Consider the following 14693-nt stretch of genomic DNA (forward strand, 5'->3'; position numbering starts at 1 on the left):
AGCCTTTTACCTTGAGGGTCGCGCCTGACAACCTATTCATTGGGCGCGTTGCCAGTTGCGCCTTTCTCGGCCGCAGTCCACAGGTCAATCGAGTTGTAGTACCAGCTAGAACTCTCAGGCGTCCCATCGAGCAGCGATCTACAAAGTGTTGAGAGAACCTCAACCCTGCGATCGTAGCCTCCTTCGTTCGTTGCCTGGTCAAATGGATCACGTAAGGTAACTACCGTGTGCTCCTGAGACCGACCGTCAGCCAACCGCACGTGAAAGCTCGCACTCGGGGCATCGCTGTCCAGGTAAGTGCTGCAATTCGGCAAGCGAGGCCCAGCAAAAGTCGCCTCCCAGCGGCGGGCATCATCGTCGCCCGCGCCTTCTATGCAACTGGCCGTAGCTTGGCGATATCCCAGTTCGGCAAGCAGCGCGATCACGTGTATGCCGTAAAAACGCAATGCTCCTCCACCTTGGCTGTGATGCCTTTTCCAGGTTTCTGCGTCCGTAGCGTAGTGATGTGCTCTAAAGCGCCATTCAATCAGTAGCCGATCATCCGGGCTTGCTTGAGCCAAGACGGCCTTTAACCTAGCTGCCCAAGATGTGAAACGAAAAGTGTAACCGATGCGGACATTGTTTCCTGCTCCGAAGAGGAGCTCTAGAAGTGTTCGGGCCTCGGTTGGGGAAGGAGCTAAAGGTTTTTCTAACAAGTAGTGGGTGATATCTGACGAGCTGATTGCAAGCTCGACCCAACTGACCTGGTCACAAGGTCGCTGTGAAATGACAAGTGCATCAGAGGAGGCAAGTAGCGCCTCCTCGTTCTGTACCCACTTTATGTGGGAATCTAGATGTGCAACGTCGTTGCGACCCATCAGCTTCTGACGATAACGAACAGGCAATACGACTTCTTTACGCAAGCCTATCAGCGCCGGAAGATATCCGTACAACCCAAACCCAGAGCCTAGGATGCCAACTCTCATCGGTTCTCAGGGAAATCGCCAGGAGCTATGATATCGATGAGTTGGCCTCGGTACCCCCTGTCGCGCATGTAGGCTTCGATCTCTGAAGAGATATGCCAGGCCATGTTGATGATCGGACCACTTTCCGTGGTCGGATCGAACTCATCGTCTGAGCGAATTGGAATTCGCGTTCCAGGCACAAAATGTCCAATTTTGGCCGAAGCCGGCTTCTCATACACTGCCGAAATCATCGTTTCATCGAGATTCAGCAGCTTGATGGGTATAGCGGCGCGGCCGGGGAAGGCCTTCGCCACCAGCTTGCCGCGTTTGGCCAATTCATTTTCCAACTCAGCCTTCTTTGCCGTTTTCCAAGCGGCAATATCATGCTCCATCTGCTCCAGCATCGCGCCGAAATTTTGCTCGCGATTGTGAACTTCGTTCCAGCGGTCATGAACTTTCTCATCATTCTCCGTGGGCTGGATGAACACACGAATATTGCCGCCATATCGGCTCGGGAATTCTAACTTGGCGATGCGGCCACCCAGTGACTCCGCGATGAATGTGAATGACGTATAGCTGTAAGTTCGCGGGTGCTCATGATAGAAAGTATCGAACTGCCTCCGCTCAACAATTGCGCCGAGATAGTGATTCTCGATTACTATCGTGGTTTGTTTGTGAGCTAAAACTAGCAGTGACCGAATGACGGCTGCGAGATCTTCAATATGTGCGAAGACATTTGTGAAGGTGATGATATCCGGATGGCCATTCTTCTCGACGAAGTTTGCCGCCACCTCTTCGCTTAAAAAATCATTCAGTACGTTATGACCAGCTGCTTGCGCGTCGAAAGCCGCGCCTGTTGGTTCGATACCATAGGTTCGGGCGCCAGCTTCTCGAAATTTTGTAAGTAGACTTCCGTCATTGCATCCAACGTCGAGAACTATCTTGTCAGCTAGGCTCCCAAGCTCGCCACTGCAAGCAGCAACTAGTTGTTCCATCCCCGCTATTACATCCGCAGTGTGACGGGAGCGATAATGATAGGTGGACGGAAAAAGTTCCTGTTTTGGGATTTGGTAGCGTTGATGAGCAGTGATGCATCGATCGCAAAAGAGAATCTCGATCGGATACTCCCGGCACTGACGATCCTCTCCAATTGCAACAAGATCGTCGCACATCGGATGAGCTCCGAGATCAAGGACCTTTCTTAACTCTTTTCCGCCGCAAACCTCGCAATGGTTGATGATATGCAACCCTTTGGTCATGTTCTTTGATCCCGTACAATTCGGCCGCGTCCTATCTGGCCATCTGTCTGTGGTTTGAGGGTCAATGGTAGAGACCTTCACGAGAGGGCCTTATGAGCCCGTGCTTCGACCTTACCAGTGCTTTGATCGCTGTGACCCAAGACGGCTTCTATCTGGGCGAGGGTGAGTGCTCGTAGGTCCTCCCCGCGCTGGAAAGCACGATACCAATCAACTGTCAGTTGAAGCGCTTGGTCAAGATCGACGGCTGAACGCCAACCAAGGCGGGTCGCAGCCTTGGAACAATCCAATCGTAAATAGGAGGCCTCATGCAGTTGCTCTCGACCATCGACTTCCCAACTCGCGTTGTTTCCCCAGAGCGCCGCCACCCTGTCCACGATGTGCCGAACAGGCACCTCACTATCTGCTGATGGGCCAAAATTCCAGCCCTCTGCGAAATCTCCCTCTCTGGCCACAAGATACTCGGCGAGTCGGAGGTAGCCGATGATCGGATCGAGCACATGCTGCCACGGTCGAATTGCCTCGGGATGCCTAATACGCAACGACTGGTTCCCAATGAATGAGCGAATTGCATCTGGCAGAAGTCTGTCCGCGGACCAATCTCCTCCTCCAATGACATTGCCTGCGCGCCCAGTGGCGATTTGGGTGGCTCCTGGCTTGCCGAAGAAGCTACGCCTATATCCGGACGTCACTAGTTCTGCACATCCCTTACTATTGCTGTAGGGATCATGGCCGCCCATTTCGTCCGTTTCGCGGTACCCACGGGAAGTGCCAGTGTTCTCGTAGCATTTGTCGCTAGTTACAATCACCACCGCTCGCACGGATGAAATGTGGCGAGCAGACTCGAGTACATGCACTGTCCCCATTACGTTGGTCGCATAGGTGTAAACGGGTGTTGCATAAGAGGCCCTGACGAGTGGTTGTGCGGCCATATGGATAACGATGTCCGGTGCTGCCTCAACCATCGCAAGTTGCACGGCTTCACTATCACGTATGTCGCCAATGCGGTGGTGGATATCGCGCTCTAGGTTTGCCGCGACGAACAGGTTGCGCGGATCGGTGGGGGGCTGAGAAAAGCCGTAAACATCAGCTCCCAATGACTTCAGCACAAGTGAGGCCCAAGACCCCTTGAATCCTGTATGTCCTGTAAGTAGGACACGTTTCCCATTCCAAAAGAGTCGATCAATCACCAGCGCCTCCACTTTGCCCGGTTAAAAGCCCATTCCTCCTCGAGAAACTGCCGGTCACGCAAAGTATCCATTGGGTGCCAGAAGCCATTGTGCACAAAAGCCCGCATCTGGTCCTCCCGAGCTAACGTTTCCATTGGCTCACGTTCCCAGACGGTATCATCACCAGAGATGAGATCGCCAACTGACGGCGAGAGGAGAAAGAAACCGCCGTTAATCCACCCCCCATCGCCTTCCGGCTTCTCTTTGAAGCTGCTTACGCGATCGCCTTCGATCGAAATTGCTCCGAATCGCTTGGCTGGTCGAACTACGGTCACCGTGGCATGCCGGCCATGGGCCATGTGGAATTCGATTTCCTTCCCAATATCGATGTCCGCGACACCATCTCCATAGGTCAAAGCAAAGAATGGGTCGTTTGCCACATAGGGCAGTATCCTCTTCACGCGACCGCCGGTCATGGTCATATCGCCTGTATCAACCAGAGTAACGCTCCAGGGCTCTGCCGTCTCGCGATGAACTTCCATCCTGTTCTCGGCGATATGAAAGGTGACATCTGACATGTGCAGAAAGTAATTCGCAAAGTATTCCTTGATTGTATATCCCTTGTATCCGAGGCATACTATAAATTCGTTGAAGCCGAACGAACTATAGATCTTCATGATGTGCCAAAGGATAGGCCGGCCGCCGATCTCGACCATGGGCTTCGGCCGGACATTGGTCTCTTCAGCCAAGCGTGTACCGAGGCCTCCGGCTAAAATCACTACCTTCATCGATGTCCCCTTCGATCCCGTTTGCGGGCTTTCTGCTTTTTCTGATACCGGAGAGCAAGTGAATTCGGCTCTTCGACACGTCAAGGGACAAGAGCTAGCCGTATTTTTAGCGATGGGATCTCACACCCACCGCCGCACCCGCTTCGCATAGTCGCTGTACCGCTTCCCGAACCGCCCCTGCAGGTGCCGTTCCTCGCGCTCGATGGCCAGCTTTTGCGTGGTGAAGGCGGCGATCACGGCGAGGATGAGGAACCAGGCGATGCCGCTGATCAGGCCGATGCCGATCATCAGCAGCGTGTTGCCGAGATAGATCGGGTTGCGCGTGAAGGAGAAGGGGCCGCTCGTCACCAGGTGCTCGCTGGCCTTGGTCGGCAGGATGGTGGTCTTGGCGCGCGAAAGCGCGCGCATGGCCGCATATTCCATGGCAACGGCCGCGATGATCGCCAGCCAGCCCGCCGCGAACAGCAGGTCGGAGAGCGGCGCGCCGATCCAGGGTAGCGGCAGGAAGAAATGCGCGACGATGGCAACCGCGATCGCCGCGATATAGACGATCGGCGGCCACGGAATCCTGTTCGGCCGGATCTGCGTCTCGCTCATTCGCTGCCTCCCTTCATCAGCGCCCCTCCATCAATGCTTCGCCCGTCTCGGCCGTGCAGATCATGGCGAGGTCTTCCAGCCGTGTCTGCAGGCCGGCATCGGCGCGGCCTTCGAAGACCTGTTCCACGAGACCCTCCCGCTCGATCTCGCCCAGCATGCAGCCACAATAGCGCGTGCAGAACGCCGCGTCGCGGGTTTCCGTGCATTGCCGCTCGCAGGCTCTGGTGAAACCGGCCTCGCGCGTCTCGGCCTGGGGCGGCATGAGCTGGGAGAAGACCCAGATACTGGCGATCAGCACCGGCTGATGGATGAGATAGACCGCGAGGCTGTGCCGGCCGGCAAATCGCAGCGGCCTCGACCACGAGCCCGGCTTCAGCGTGGCGAGCCAGGCAATGAAGCCGGCCGATTGGGCAAGCTTCGTGGCGCCGATGCCGGCAAGCACCGCGCCGAACCAGGGAAAGAGCGGCACATAGTCGTTGGAGCGCGGCATGGCCGTGGAAAGCCCCACCCACCAAAGGGCCGGATGGTCGAAGAATGGCGAGCGCAGATACCAGGGCGCGGCGATGAAGAGGGCGGCGGCGACGAGTGTCAGCGCGCCGGGCAGAGGCAGGAAGGCCAGGCCGAGCAGGCTCGCCAGCGCGATCTGATGCAGAATGCCGAAAAAGATGAAGCCGCCCGGCACCGCGAGGTAGGTGACTACGGAGATGGCAAGTGCTGCCGCGGCCACCATGGCGAGCCGCCGCCAGAAGCCCCTCCAGCGAATGCCTCGTCCGTGAGCGAGCACGAGGCTCACGCCCACCAGGAACAGGAAGGACGAGGCGATCGAGCGCGCGAAGAGCTTCCAGCCGCCCTGGGCGACAAGGCCGGGCTCGGCATAGCCGAAGAATTCGAGATCCCAGGTGAAATGGTAGATCGCCATGGCGAGCAGGGCGAGGCCGCGCGCCAGGTCTATCGCCTCGATGCGGAAGGCCGGTTTGGCTGGCGGCGGGGCAAGCGTCATGTCCTGGGTCATCGGCTTTTGTTGCAGGGCTTTGCGATAATGTGCAAGCTTTCTCAGTGGGGCAGCGGCAAGGTCACGGAATGGATCCTCGGGTCACGTCGCCATCGCTTCGCTCGGCGCCGGCCCGAGGATGACGAAGCTTCTATGTTCGATGCCAATCGCCAGCGTTGGTGACTTAGGGCAAGCCTTTAACGCGGTCGTCATCCTCGGACGGGAGCCCGCGCCAGCGGGCGAGCTGATCCGAGGATCCATTCCGTGACGGAGCTGGACACGCGACGCTGGAGAAGGGGCTCTCCGTGCGGTTAAACGGAGCGCAAGAAGGAGGATACCGAAATGAAGGTCGTCGAGGCGAATGGTGCACGCATCCCCGCGCCGGGCATGGGCACATGGACCCTGCGGGGCAGGCAATGCTCGTCGCTGGTCGCGCATGCGCTCGGCGTCGGCTACCGCCACGTCGATACGGCGGCCGCCTATGAGAACGAGGAGGCGGTCGGCGAAGGCCTGCGCGCCTCCGGGGTTCCGCGAGACGAGGTCTTCGTCACGACCAAGGTGTGGTGGACAGAGCTCGAGCCGGCGCGGCTGGAGAAATCCGCCGAAGCCAGTCTCAGGCGGCTCGGCCTCGATCATGTCGACCTGCTGCTCATCCATTGGCCGAACCCGCAGGTGCCGGTCGCCAGCTCGATCGCGGCGCTGAACAAGGTGAGGGCGAGGGGCCTGGCCCGCAACATCGGCGTCTCCAACTTCCCCACCGCCTTGCTGGCCGAGGCGATCGCCGCTTCCGAGGCGCCGCTGGCCGTCAACCAGGTCGAATCGCACCCCTATCTCGATCAGGCCAAGGTCTACGCCGCCTGCCGGAAGGCAGGCATGGCGATGGTCGCCTATTGCCCGATCTTCCGCGGCGGGTCGCTTTTCGCGGAAGCCGCCGTCGCCGATGCCGCCCGGCGCCATGGCCGGACCCCGGCCCAGGTGGTCCTGCGCTGGCACGTCCAGCAGGATGGCGTCGTGCCCATTCCGCGCACGACGCGCGCGGAGCGCCTGGAGGAAAACCTGGCGATCTTCGATTTCGCCCTGTCGGATGAGGAAATGCGAGCGATTTCCAGTCTTACGGGCGCTAACGACCGGCTTTGCGATTTCGGCTTCTCGCCGCGCTGGGATTGACGCCCTTGGGAGACCAGCCTTTCGAGCAAGGGAACATTCCTTGTTTTGGCGAGTTGCTGTCTCGCCGACCGGAAGCAAAGTAGCTTGTGCGCCAGGCGGGAGGAGCACTTTCTGGGCGGCAACCTAGGGAAAGCAACCTATGTTGAGCTCAGGAAGAACCCCTTTGATGGCTGTGGCGCCCCTTCTGGCGCTCCTCTCGGTCGGCCCCGCAAACGCCCATGACGCCATGCCCACGGCGGCTCAGCCGAATGGCTGGACTTATCCCTTTGCCTGCTGTTCCGGCTACGACTGCCGGGCAGTCAGCGAAAAGGCGATAAGCGAGCGGCCGGAAGGTTATGTCATCAACGGAACGGGCGAGGTGGTGGGCTATATGGATGCCCGCGTGAAGAACTCGCCCGACGGCGAGTTCCATTGGTGCTCGGTCGCGGGCTCCAACGAAGGTCGTACCATCTGCCTGTTCGTGCCGCCGCGCGGCTTCTGAGAAGCCTCGATTCCTCGAGGCACTTCACCGACCGTTAAACCCTGCGACACTCGGTTTCTTGCGCTGCCTAAAGAATCGGCACACCATGCATCAAGCATTGGAAAAGCATCCATGCTGGCGTGCGGGCCTCCGCTATCCGGCATGTTCGATCTAGGGAAGTTGCGTTCCAGGAAAGGGCCGGCAATTGCTTGGAGCCTCGTTCAGGAATGTCGCCAATGTCAGGATACATGACTTTCATGTCGCCGCGGCAGGCAAGGGCTGCCGCTTCAATCAATTTCGCGAAAGCCGGCCACGCCCTGGCTGGCGTGGTTTTCTGCGCCTTGGCCGCCACGCCCGCCCTGGCGCACGACGCCATGCCCACGGCTGCGCAGCCTGAGGGTTGGACCTACCCCTTCGCCTGCTGCTCCGGCTACGACTGCCGCGCGGTCAGCGACAGGGCGATCAGCGAGCGGCCGGAAGGTTATGTCATCAAGGGAACGGGCGAGGTCGTCGGCTACACCGACGCGCGGGTAAGGAACTCTCCGGATGGAGAATATCACTGGTGCTCGGTGGCCGGCTCCAACGAGGGCCGCACGATCTGCCTGTTCGTGCCGCCCCGCGGCTTCTGAGCACGCTTCTCCGAAGTCCTTCTGGAATCGCCGACGTGCTCCTGACAGAAAGCTGTCAGGAGCGGCGGGTTAGATTGCGTCAGGATTGCTCGAGCGCGAGAGGAGGACCGTCATGGCCATTCGGGGAAGCTGCCACTGCAAGAAGACCGTGTTCGAAGTCACCGAGGCGCCGGAAACGGTGACGGCCTGCACCTGTTCCTACTGCTCCAAGAGCGGCGCGCTCTGGGCCTACTACAAGCCGGATCAGTTCAAGCTGGTAACGCCGCAGGAGGATGTCGCGACCTATAAATGGCGCACCTTCACGGTCAAGCACCACTTCTGCGCGAACTGCGGCTGCAGCACCTATGGCGAGTCGCCGGACTGGTCGACCGGCGAGCCCGATTTCGACAACCCCCAGATCGGCGTGAACGCGCGGCTGTTCGACGATTTCGACCTGGACAGCGTCGAGGTCGTCGTCATCGACGGCAAGAACCTCTGGTAGCCGCCCGCGGCACCCGGCAGGGGTTCCGCATTTCCTCCACAATCGTGCTACACTCCGCCCCGGAGGGGTGATTCATATTGCCTTGATGTTTTGCCGTTTTTCGAGAGGGAATAATCTCATGAAGAAGACTGTGCTTGCCGCGCTTGCCGGCGCGATGTTGGTCAGCGCCTGCACGACCGATCCTTTCACCGGCGAGCGGAAGATCTCGAGTACGGCAGGCGGCGCCGCATTGGGCGCGGGGCTTGGAGCCGGAATTGGCTTGCTGGCCGGCGGCGACGACCGTCGCAACGCGCTGATCGGCGCCGGCATCGGCGCGCTGGCCGGCGGTCTCGCCGGCAACTACATGGACCGGCAGGAGGCCGAGCTGCGCCGCCAGCTTCAGGGCACCGGCGTGAGCGTCACGCGCGTCGGCGACCAGATCGTCCTCAACATGCCCTCCAACATCACCTTCGCCACGGATCAGGACCAAGTGATGCCTGGCTTCTTCCCGACGCTGAACTCGGTGGCGCTGGTCCTCAACAGGTTCAACCAGACCATCGTCGATGTCCACGGCCATACCGATTCGACCGGCAGCGACAGGCATAATTTCGATCTCTCGCAGCGCCGGGCGCTGTCGGTCGCCAACTATCTCAACAGCCGCGGCGTGGATTCGCGCCGCTTCGCGGTCACCGGCTTCGGCCCGACCCGTCCGATCGCCACCAATGCGACGGAAGCCGGCCGAGCCCAGAACCGCCGCGTCGAGATCCAGCTCTCGCCGCTGACGCAGGGGTGAAGAGCGAAAATGGTGAATGGTCGCAGGTTCTCAACCTGATGCCATTCACCATTCACCATTCACTTCCGGCACCAGCTCCAGCGCTTCGGCGAAGGCTTCACCTGAAAGATCCGCGACTGCGGCGTGCGCTTCGACCGTCAGCAACGCCGCGGCCATGCCCTCGCGCAGCGCGGCGCGCAGGTCGGCGCCCTTCATGAGAGCGGCGATCGTGCCGCCGGCCAGCGCGTCTCCCGCGCCGGTCACATCGGCGATCCGCCGGGCGGGCGGCGGCGTGATCTGGAACGTGCCCGCCTCGTCGAAGCCGGTTACCGGACCGCCGCCCGCGGTAATCACGCCGCGCTTCAACCCTTTGGCGCCGAGCTCGCTTGCGAACTCGGCCACCGTGGCGGGCGTTTTCGGTGCGCAGAGCGCCCGGGCTTCGTGGCCATTCATGAACAGGCACGAGAGCGCCGGCAGCAGCCCAGCGAGCCGCGTCGCCTTCGCCGGCGATATGGCGATGGCGAAGACCGGCCGCCCTTCGGAAACGGAGAGAAGTGTCTCGAGCGCCGATACGGGCATGTTGGCGTCGCACAGCACGGCGTCGGCCGAGGCGACCGCCTCGCGCAGCTTGGCGCGGCGGACTTGCTTCGGAAGGGCAAGCTCGTAAAGGCCCATGTCGGCCAACCCCGCGATGAGCTCGCCGTCAGGGTCGAGCAGCGCCGTGTAGCTCGGCGTTGTCCGGTCGAGGAAGACGGCCGAAAGGTCGGCAATGCCTACCTCGGCGATGGCCCGGCCAACCGCTTCGCCGGCATTGTCGCCGCCGCGCACCGAAAGGAGGGATGCCGTCACGCCGCGCTGCACCGCGTTGCGCAGCGCGTTGAAGACCACGCCGCCAACTTCCTCGCTGAGGGTGCCGGGATTGGACGTGCCGGGCACGTAGGTGCCGGAAACCCGGCCCCGCCGATCAATATGGGCGCCGCCGACGGCGAGGAGATGCGGTGAGGACATGCGGGACCTGACGGGCTGGAATGGCGAAGCGGCGACCATAGGGACGGCGTGGGCGGGTCGCAACGGGCCGAATGCGAATCGCGATGGTCTTCTGAAATTGCGCCGCCGAAAGCCTGCACGCGTGACGGGCGTCGGTACAAAAAAAGAACAAATCGGATTTTTGTCTTTAATTCAGTTCGTTATGGCCTCTTGCCAAATGAGAACAAAATAGGTACAGATTATCTATCTCGCCGGACAGTCCGGTCTTCATTGACGACCACGGGGTAATGTATCATGGCTCAGAACACGTTACGGCTTGTAGAGGACAGTTCGGTGGACAAATCAAAGGCCCTGGATGCGGCGCTGTCGCAGATCGAGCGCGCTTTCGGCAAGGGCTCGATCATGCGGCTCGGCCAGAACGAGCAGGTGGTGGAAATCGGAACGGTGTCGACCGGCTCGCTCGGCCTCGACATCGCGCTCGGGGTCGGCGGCCTGCCGCGCGGCCGCATCATCGAGGTCTATGGACCGGAAAGCTCGGGCAAGACGACGATGGCGCTGCATACGGTCGCCGAGGCGCAGAAGAAGGGCGGCATCTGCGCCTTCGTCGACGCCGAGCACGCTCTCGATCCGGTCTATGCCCGCAAGCTGGGCGTCGATCTCGAAAATCTCCTGATCTCTCAGCCCGACACCGGCGAGCAGGCGCTCGAGATCTGCGACACGCTTGTGCGCTCGGGTGCGATCGACGTGCTCGTGGTCGATTCCGTCGCGGCGCTCACGCCGCGCGCCGAGATCGAAGGAGAGATGGGCGATTCGCTCCCGGGCCTGCAGGCCCGCCTGATGAGCCAGGCGCTGCGCAAGCTCACCGCGTCGATCTCGCGCTCGAACACCATGGTCATCTTCATCAACCAGATCCGCATGAAGATCGGCGTCATGTTCGGCTCGCCGGAGACGACGACGGGCGGCAACGCTTTGAAATTTTATGCTTCGGTCCGCCTCGACATCCGTCGCATCGGTTCGGTGAAGGATCGCGACGAGGTGGTCGGCAACCAGACCCGCGTCAAGGTGGTCAAGAACAAGCTGGCCCCGCCTTTCAAGGTCGTCGAATTCGACATCATGTATGGCGAGGGCGTGTCGAAGATGGGTGAGCTCATCGATCTCGGCGTCAAGGCCGGGGTCGTCGAAAAGTCAGGCGCCTGGTTCTCCTACAATTCGCAGCGGCTCGGTCAGGGGCGCGAGAACGCCAAGCAATTCCTCCGCGACAATCCGGAACTGGCCCGCGAGGTCGAGACGGCATTGCGCCAGAATGCAGGGCTCATCGCGGAGAAGTTCCTGGAGAACGGCTCGGAAGGCGGCTTTGACGAGGCGGACGAAGCGTAACCGGCTCTCTCCCGCCATCAGGGGTATGCCGCCGGCTTCACGCCGGCGGCTTTTATTTTGGGAACAAGTCCGGCGAGTGCAAAAGCCTGGGTTTCAGGCTTATTGCGCCTTTCTGGACAGTGTCCGAAGCTGCCGCTAAAAGGCGCTATCCATTTTCGCCGGCACCGGCTGGCGGTTCTCTGAAAAGGCAGTTTTCATGAGTGGCGTGAACGAGATCCGGTCGGCTTTTCTCGACTATTTCAAGAAGAACGGACATGAGGTCGTTCCGTCGAGCCCGCTCGTGCCGCGCAACGACCCGACATTGATGTTCACCAATGCCGGCATGGTGCAGTTCAAGAACGTCTTCACAGGGCTGGAACAGCGCCCATACAGCCGTGCCGTCACGGCGCAGAAATGCGTTCGCGCCGGCGGCAAGCACAACGACCTGGACAATGTCGGCTACACTGCCCGCCACCACACCTTTTTCGAGATGCTCGGCAACTTCTCCTTCGGCGACTACTTCAAGGAGCGCGCGATCGAGCTTGCCTGGAACCTGATCACCAAGGAGTTCGGGCTTGCCGCCGACAGGCTCCTCGTCACCGTGTATCACACCGACGAAGACGCGGCGTCCTACTGGAAGAAGATCGCCGGCCTGCCGGACGAGCGCATCATCCGCATCGCCACCTCCGACAATTTCTGGGCGATGGGCGACACCGGTCCTTGCGGCCCCTGCTCGGAGATCTTCTACGATCACGGCGAAGGCATTGCCGGCGGCCCTCCGGGAAGCCCGGACGAGGACGGCGACCGCTTCATCGAGATCTGGAACCTCGTCTTCATGCAGTTCGAGCAGATCACCAGGGAAGAGCGGATCGACCTGCCGCGGCCGTCGATCGATACGGGCATGGGGCTCGAGCGGATCGCGGCGGTGCTGCAGGGCGTGCACGACAACTACGACATCGACCTGTTCAAGACGCTGATCCACGCTTCCGAAGAAGCGACCGGTGTCCGGGCCGAAGGCAAGAACCGGGCGAGCCACCGCGTCATCGCCGACCACCTCAGAGCGTCGAGCTTCCTGATCGCCGACGGCGTCCTGCCTTCGAACGAAGGTCGTGGGTACGTTTTGCGCCGCATCATGCGGCGCGCGATGCGCCACGCTCAGCTCCTCGGCGCGTCGGAGCCGCTGATGTGGCGGCTGGTGCCGGCGCTGGTCCGCGAGATGGGCCAGGCCTATCCCGAACTCGTGCGCGGCGAGGCGTTGATCACCGAGACGCTCAAGCTCGAGGAAACACGTTTCCGCAAGACGCTGGCGCGCGGTCTCGGCCTCCTTGCCGAAGCAACGGAAGAACTGGACCAGGGCGGCCGGCTCGACGGCGAGACGGCCTTCAAGCTCTATGACACCTATGGCTTCCCGCTGGATCTCACGCAGGACGCGCTGCGTCAGCGCGGCATCTCCGTCGATCTCGAAGGTTTCGATGCAGCCATGGCGCGCCAGAAGGCGGAGGCCCGCGCGAGCTGGGCCGGTTCCGGCGAAGCGGCGACCGAAACCGTCTGGTTCTCGGTCAAGGACAAGACGGGTGCCACCGAATTCCTGGGATACGATACCGAGCAAGCCGAGGGTATTGTCGCGGCTCTCGTCAAGGAAGGCGCCGTGGTCGATGAGGCCGGCGAAGGCGACATCGTCTCCGTGATAGTCAACCAGACGCCGTTCTACGGCGAATCGGGCGGCCAGGTGGGCGACACCGGCTCCATGACCGGAGAAGGCTTCGAGCTCGAGATCACCGATACGCAGAAGAAGGGCGACGGGCTCTTCGTGCACGCGGCCCGCGTGATAAAAGGAAAGGTCCGTGTCGGTGCCGCCGTCGAGATGAAGGTCGACCATGGCCGCCGCACGCGGATTCGCTCCAATCACTCGGCCACCCATCTCGTGCACGAGGCGCTGCGCGAAGTTCTCGGCACACATGTCGCCCAGAAAGGCTCCCTGGTGGCGCCGGACCGTCTGCGCTTCGACTTTTCGCACCCCAAGCCCATGACGGCCGAGGAGTTGGAAGCGGTCGAGCGCATGGCCAACGAGATCATCCTGCAGAATGCTCCGGTGACGACGCGGCTGATGGCTGTCGACGACGCCATTGCCGAAGGCGCTATGGCGCTCTTCGGCGAGAAATATGGCGACGAGGTCCGCGTGGTCTCGATGGGCAGGGCGCTTCACGGCGACAAGGCCGGCAAGGCCTATTCGGTCGAGCTTTGCGGCGGCACGCATGTCTCCTCCACCGGCGATATCGGCCTCGTCAGACTGCTCGGCGACGGCGCTGTCGCTGCCGGCGTGCGCCGTATCGAAGCTCTGACCGGTGATGCGGCCCGCCGTCATCTCGACGAACAGGACAGGCGCCTGAAAGCCGTCTCCGCGGCCCTGAAGGTGTCCCCTGCCGATGCGTTGGGCCGTGTCGAAGCACTCCTCGACGAGCGCCGCAAGCTGGAGCGCGACTTGGCGGATGCGCGCAAGAAGCTTGCGCTGGGCGGCGGCGGTCCGGCCGGTGCGGGCGCGGAAACCGAGACGGTCGCCGGTGTCGGCTTCATGGGCAAGTCGGTGTCGGGTGTCGCCCCGAAGGATCTGAAGCCGCTGGCCGACGAAGGCAAGAAGACGCTCGGCTCCGGCGTTGTCGTGTTCATCGGCGAAGCCGACGGCAAGGCAAGCGTCGTCGTCGGGGTCACGGAGGGTCTGACCGGACGTTTCAGCGCGGTCGACCTCGTGCGCGTCGCCTCGGCCGCTTTGGGCGGGCAGGGCGGTGGCGGTCGCCCGGACATGGCGCAGGCCGGCGGGCCCGATGCATCGAAGGCCGGCGAGGCGATCGCCGCGGTAAAGGCTGCGATGGAGGCGAAAGGCTAAGGCGGCGTCCGAGATCGATCGAATCGTCTTGACAGACCGGTGCCCTGCGAGACCCCCCTCTGTCCTGCCGGACATTTCCCCCACAAGGGTGGAGATTGGCAGCTTCAGGTGCCGGCGCCTCTTCCGCTACGTTGACGATTGGCAAGAACATACGTGACAGCCGATCTCCCCCCTTGTGGGCTACGAGATTCACACATCCGGCGGAGCTTTCTGGAGCACCCCTTGTATGAGGC

The 14693-nt window shown here is 61.4% G+C and carries 15 protein-coding genes; 8 read left to right on the top strand and 7 right to left on the bottom strand.

The window, feature by feature from the left end:
- Positions 1-32: 32 nt before the first annotated feature.
- The 6 genes from ACCO56_RS32320 to ACCO56_RS32345 form a co-directional block, all read right to left on the bottom strand.
- Complete coding sequence (locus tag ACCO56_RS32320; RefSeq protein WP_433645079.1) at positions 33-965, bottom strand: Gfo/Idh/MocA family oxidoreductase; 933 nt, start codon at positions 963-965, stop codon at positions 33-35.
- The gene (locus tag ACCO56_RS32325) at positions 962-2203 is read right to left on the bottom strand and encodes a class I SAM-dependent methyltransferase (protein ID WP_433645080.1); all 1242 of its coding nucleotides are present in this window, start codon (positions 2201-2203) and stop codon (positions 962-964) included. The genes ACCO56_RS32320 and ACCO56_RS32325 overlap by 4 nt, the downstream gene beginning before the upstream one ends.
- A gap of 77 nt (positions 2204-2280) precedes the next feature.
- A complete protein-coding gene (gene rfbG, locus ACCO56_RS32330; RefSeq protein WP_433645081.1) occupies positions 2281-3390 on the bottom strand; it encodes a CDP-glucose 4,6-dehydratase in 1110 nt (369 codons plus the stop codon).
- Positions 3387-4157: a glucose-1-phosphate cytidylyltransferase gene (gene rfbF, locus ACCO56_RS32335; protein ID WP_433645082.1), complete on the bottom strand. Its 771-nt coding sequence runs from the start codon at positions 4155-4157 to the stop codon at positions 3387-3389. The genes rfbG and rfbF overlap by 4 nt, the downstream gene beginning before the upstream one ends.
- 120 nt (positions 4158-4277) lie before the next feature.
- Positions 4278-4754, bottom strand: a complete 477-nt coding sequence (locus ACCO56_RS32340) for a methyltransferase family protein (protein WP_433645083.1) — start codon at positions 4752-4754, stop codon at positions 4278-4280.
- Between the two features lie 16 nt (positions 4755-4770).
- A complete protein-coding gene (locus ACCO56_RS32345; protein WP_433645084.1) occupies positions 4771-5766 on the bottom strand; it encodes a DUF1624 domain-containing protein in 996 nt (331 codons plus the stop codon).
- 321 nt (positions 5767-6087) lie between these two features.
- On the opposite strand from ACCO56_RS32345, the gene ACCO56_RS32350 reads away from it, so the two are divergent.
- The 5 genes from ACCO56_RS32350 to ACCO56_RS32370 all read left to right on the top strand — a co-directional run bounded on the left by ACCO56_RS32350 (position 6088) and on the right by ACCO56_RS32370 (position 9254).
- On the top strand, positions 6088-6912 hold the full coding sequence (locus tag ACCO56_RS32350; RefSeq protein WP_433645085.1) for an aldo/keto reductase: 825 nt from the start codon (positions 6088-6090) through the stop codon (positions 6910-6912).
- Positions 6913-7078: 166 nt separating this feature from the next.
- Positions 7079-7393, top strand: a complete 315-nt coding sequence (locus ACCO56_RS32355) for a hypothetical protein (protein ID WP_433645086.1) — start codon at positions 7079-7081, stop codon at positions 7391-7393.
- Positions 7394-7608: 215 nt separating this feature from the next.
- A complete protein-coding gene (locus ACCO56_RS32360) occupies positions 7609-8001 on the top strand; it encodes a hypothetical protein (RefSeq protein WP_433645087.1) in 393 nt (130 codons plus the stop codon).
- Positions 8002-8113: 112 nt separating this feature from the next.
- Positions 8114-8482: a GFA family protein gene (locus ACCO56_RS32365; protein ID WP_433645088.1), complete on the top strand. Its 369-nt coding sequence runs from the start codon at positions 8114-8116 to the stop codon at positions 8480-8482.
- A gap of 118 nt (positions 8483-8600) precedes the next feature.
- Complete coding sequence (locus ACCO56_RS32370; protein ID WP_433645089.1) at positions 8601-9254, top strand: OmpA family protein; 654 nt, start codon at positions 8601-8603, stop codon at positions 9252-9254.
- A 45-nt stretch (positions 9255-9299) separates the two neighbouring features.
- Here ACCO56_RS32370 and ACCO56_RS32375 read toward each other — a convergent pair whose 3' ends face one another.
- On the bottom strand, positions 9300-10241 hold the full coding sequence (locus tag ACCO56_RS32375; protein ID WP_433645090.1) for a carbohydrate kinase family protein: 942 nt from the start codon (positions 10239-10241) through the stop codon (positions 9300-9302).
- Here ACCO56_RS32375 and ACCO56_RS32380 point away from each other — a divergent pair.
- The 3 genes from ACCO56_RS32380 (at position 10240) to alaS (ending at position 14460) form a co-directional block, all read left to right on the top strand.
- Positions 10240-10452: a hypothetical protein gene (locus ACCO56_RS32380; protein WP_433645091.1), complete on the top strand. Its 213-nt coding sequence runs from the start codon at positions 10240-10242 to the stop codon at positions 10450-10452. The two genes, ACCO56_RS32375 and ACCO56_RS32380, sit on opposite strands and share 2 nt — an antisense overlap.
- Positions 10453-10514: 62 nt before the next feature.
- The gene (gene recA / locus ACCO56_RS32385; RefSeq protein WP_433645092.1) at positions 10515-11597 is read left to right on the top strand and encodes a recombinase RecA; all 1083 of its coding nucleotides are present in this window, start codon (positions 10515-10517) and stop codon (positions 11595-11597) included.
- A gap of 196 nt (positions 11598-11793) precedes the next feature.
- Positions 11794-14460 carry an alanine--tRNA ligase gene (gene alaS / locus ACCO56_RS32390; RefSeq protein WP_433645093.1) on the top strand — a complete coding sequence of 889 codons (2667 nt, stop codon included), beginning with the start codon at positions 11794-11796 and terminating at the stop codon, positions 14458-14460.
- Positions 14461-14693 lie beyond the last annotated feature (233 nt).

Origin of the sequence: Mesorhizobium sp. 1B3 (assembly GCF_050958605.1) — a bacterium.
Taxonomy (GTDB): Bacteria; Pseudomonadota; Alphaproteobacteria; order Rhizobiales; family Rhizobiaceae.

Excerpts from the sequence above, each read along its gene's own strand:
- ACCO56_RS32365 (WP_433645088.1), top strand. The coding sequence starts at position 8,114 with ATGGCCATTCGGGGAAGCTGCCACTGCAAGAAGACCGTGTTCGAAGTC.
- ACCO56_RS32380 (WP_433645091.1), top strand. The coding sequence starts at position 10,240 with ATGCGGGACCTGACGGGCTGGAATGGCGAAGCGGCGACCATAGGGACG.
- recA (WP_433645092.1), top strand. The coding sequence starts at position 10,515 with ATGGCTCAGAACACGTTACGGCTTGTAGAGGACAGTTCGGTGGACAAA.
- ACCO56_RS32325 (WP_433645080.1), bottom strand. The coding sequence starts at position 2,203 with ATGACCAAAGGGTTGCATATCATCAACCATTGCGAGGTTTGCGGCGGA.
- ACCO56_RS32320 (WP_433645079.1), bottom strand. The coding sequence starts at position 965 with ATGAGAGTTGGCATCCTAGGCTCTGGGTTTGGGTTGTACGGATATCTT.
- ACCO56_RS32355 (WP_433645086.1), top strand. The coding sequence starts at position 7,079 with ATGGCTGTGGCGCCCCTTCTGGCGCTCCTCTCGGTCGGCCCCGCAAAC.
- ACCO56_RS32370 (WP_433645089.1), top strand. The coding sequence starts at position 8,601 with ATGAAGAAGACTGTGCTTGCCGCGCTTGCCGGCGCGATGTTGGTCAGC.
- alaS (WP_433645093.1), top strand. The coding sequence starts at position 11,794 with ATGAGTGGCGTGAACGAGATCCGGTCGGCTTTTCTCGACTATTTCAAG.
- rfbF (WP_433645082.1), bottom strand. The coding sequence starts at position 4,157 with ATGAAGGTAGTGATTTTAGCCGGAGGCCTCGGTACACGCTTGGCTGAA.
- ACCO56_RS32345 (WP_433645084.1), bottom strand. The coding sequence starts at position 5,766 with ATGACCCAGGACATGACGCTTGCCCCGCCGCCAGCCAAACCGGCCTTC.
- ACCO56_RS32360 (WP_433645087.1), top strand. The coding sequence starts at position 7,609 with ATGTCAGGATACATGACTTTCATGTCGCCGCGGCAGGCAAGGGCTGCC.
- ACCO56_RS32350 (WP_433645085.1), top strand. The coding sequence starts at position 6,088 with ATGAAGGTCGTCGAGGCGAATGGTGCACGCATCCCCGCGCCGGGCATG.
- ACCO56_RS32340 (WP_433645083.1), bottom strand. The coding sequence starts at position 4,754 with ATGAGCGAGACGCAGATCCGGCCGAACAGGATTCCGTGGCCGCCGATC.
- ACCO56_RS32375 (WP_433645090.1), bottom strand. The coding sequence starts at position 10,241 with ATGTCCTCACCGCATCTCCTCGCCGTCGGCGGCGCCCATATTGATCGG.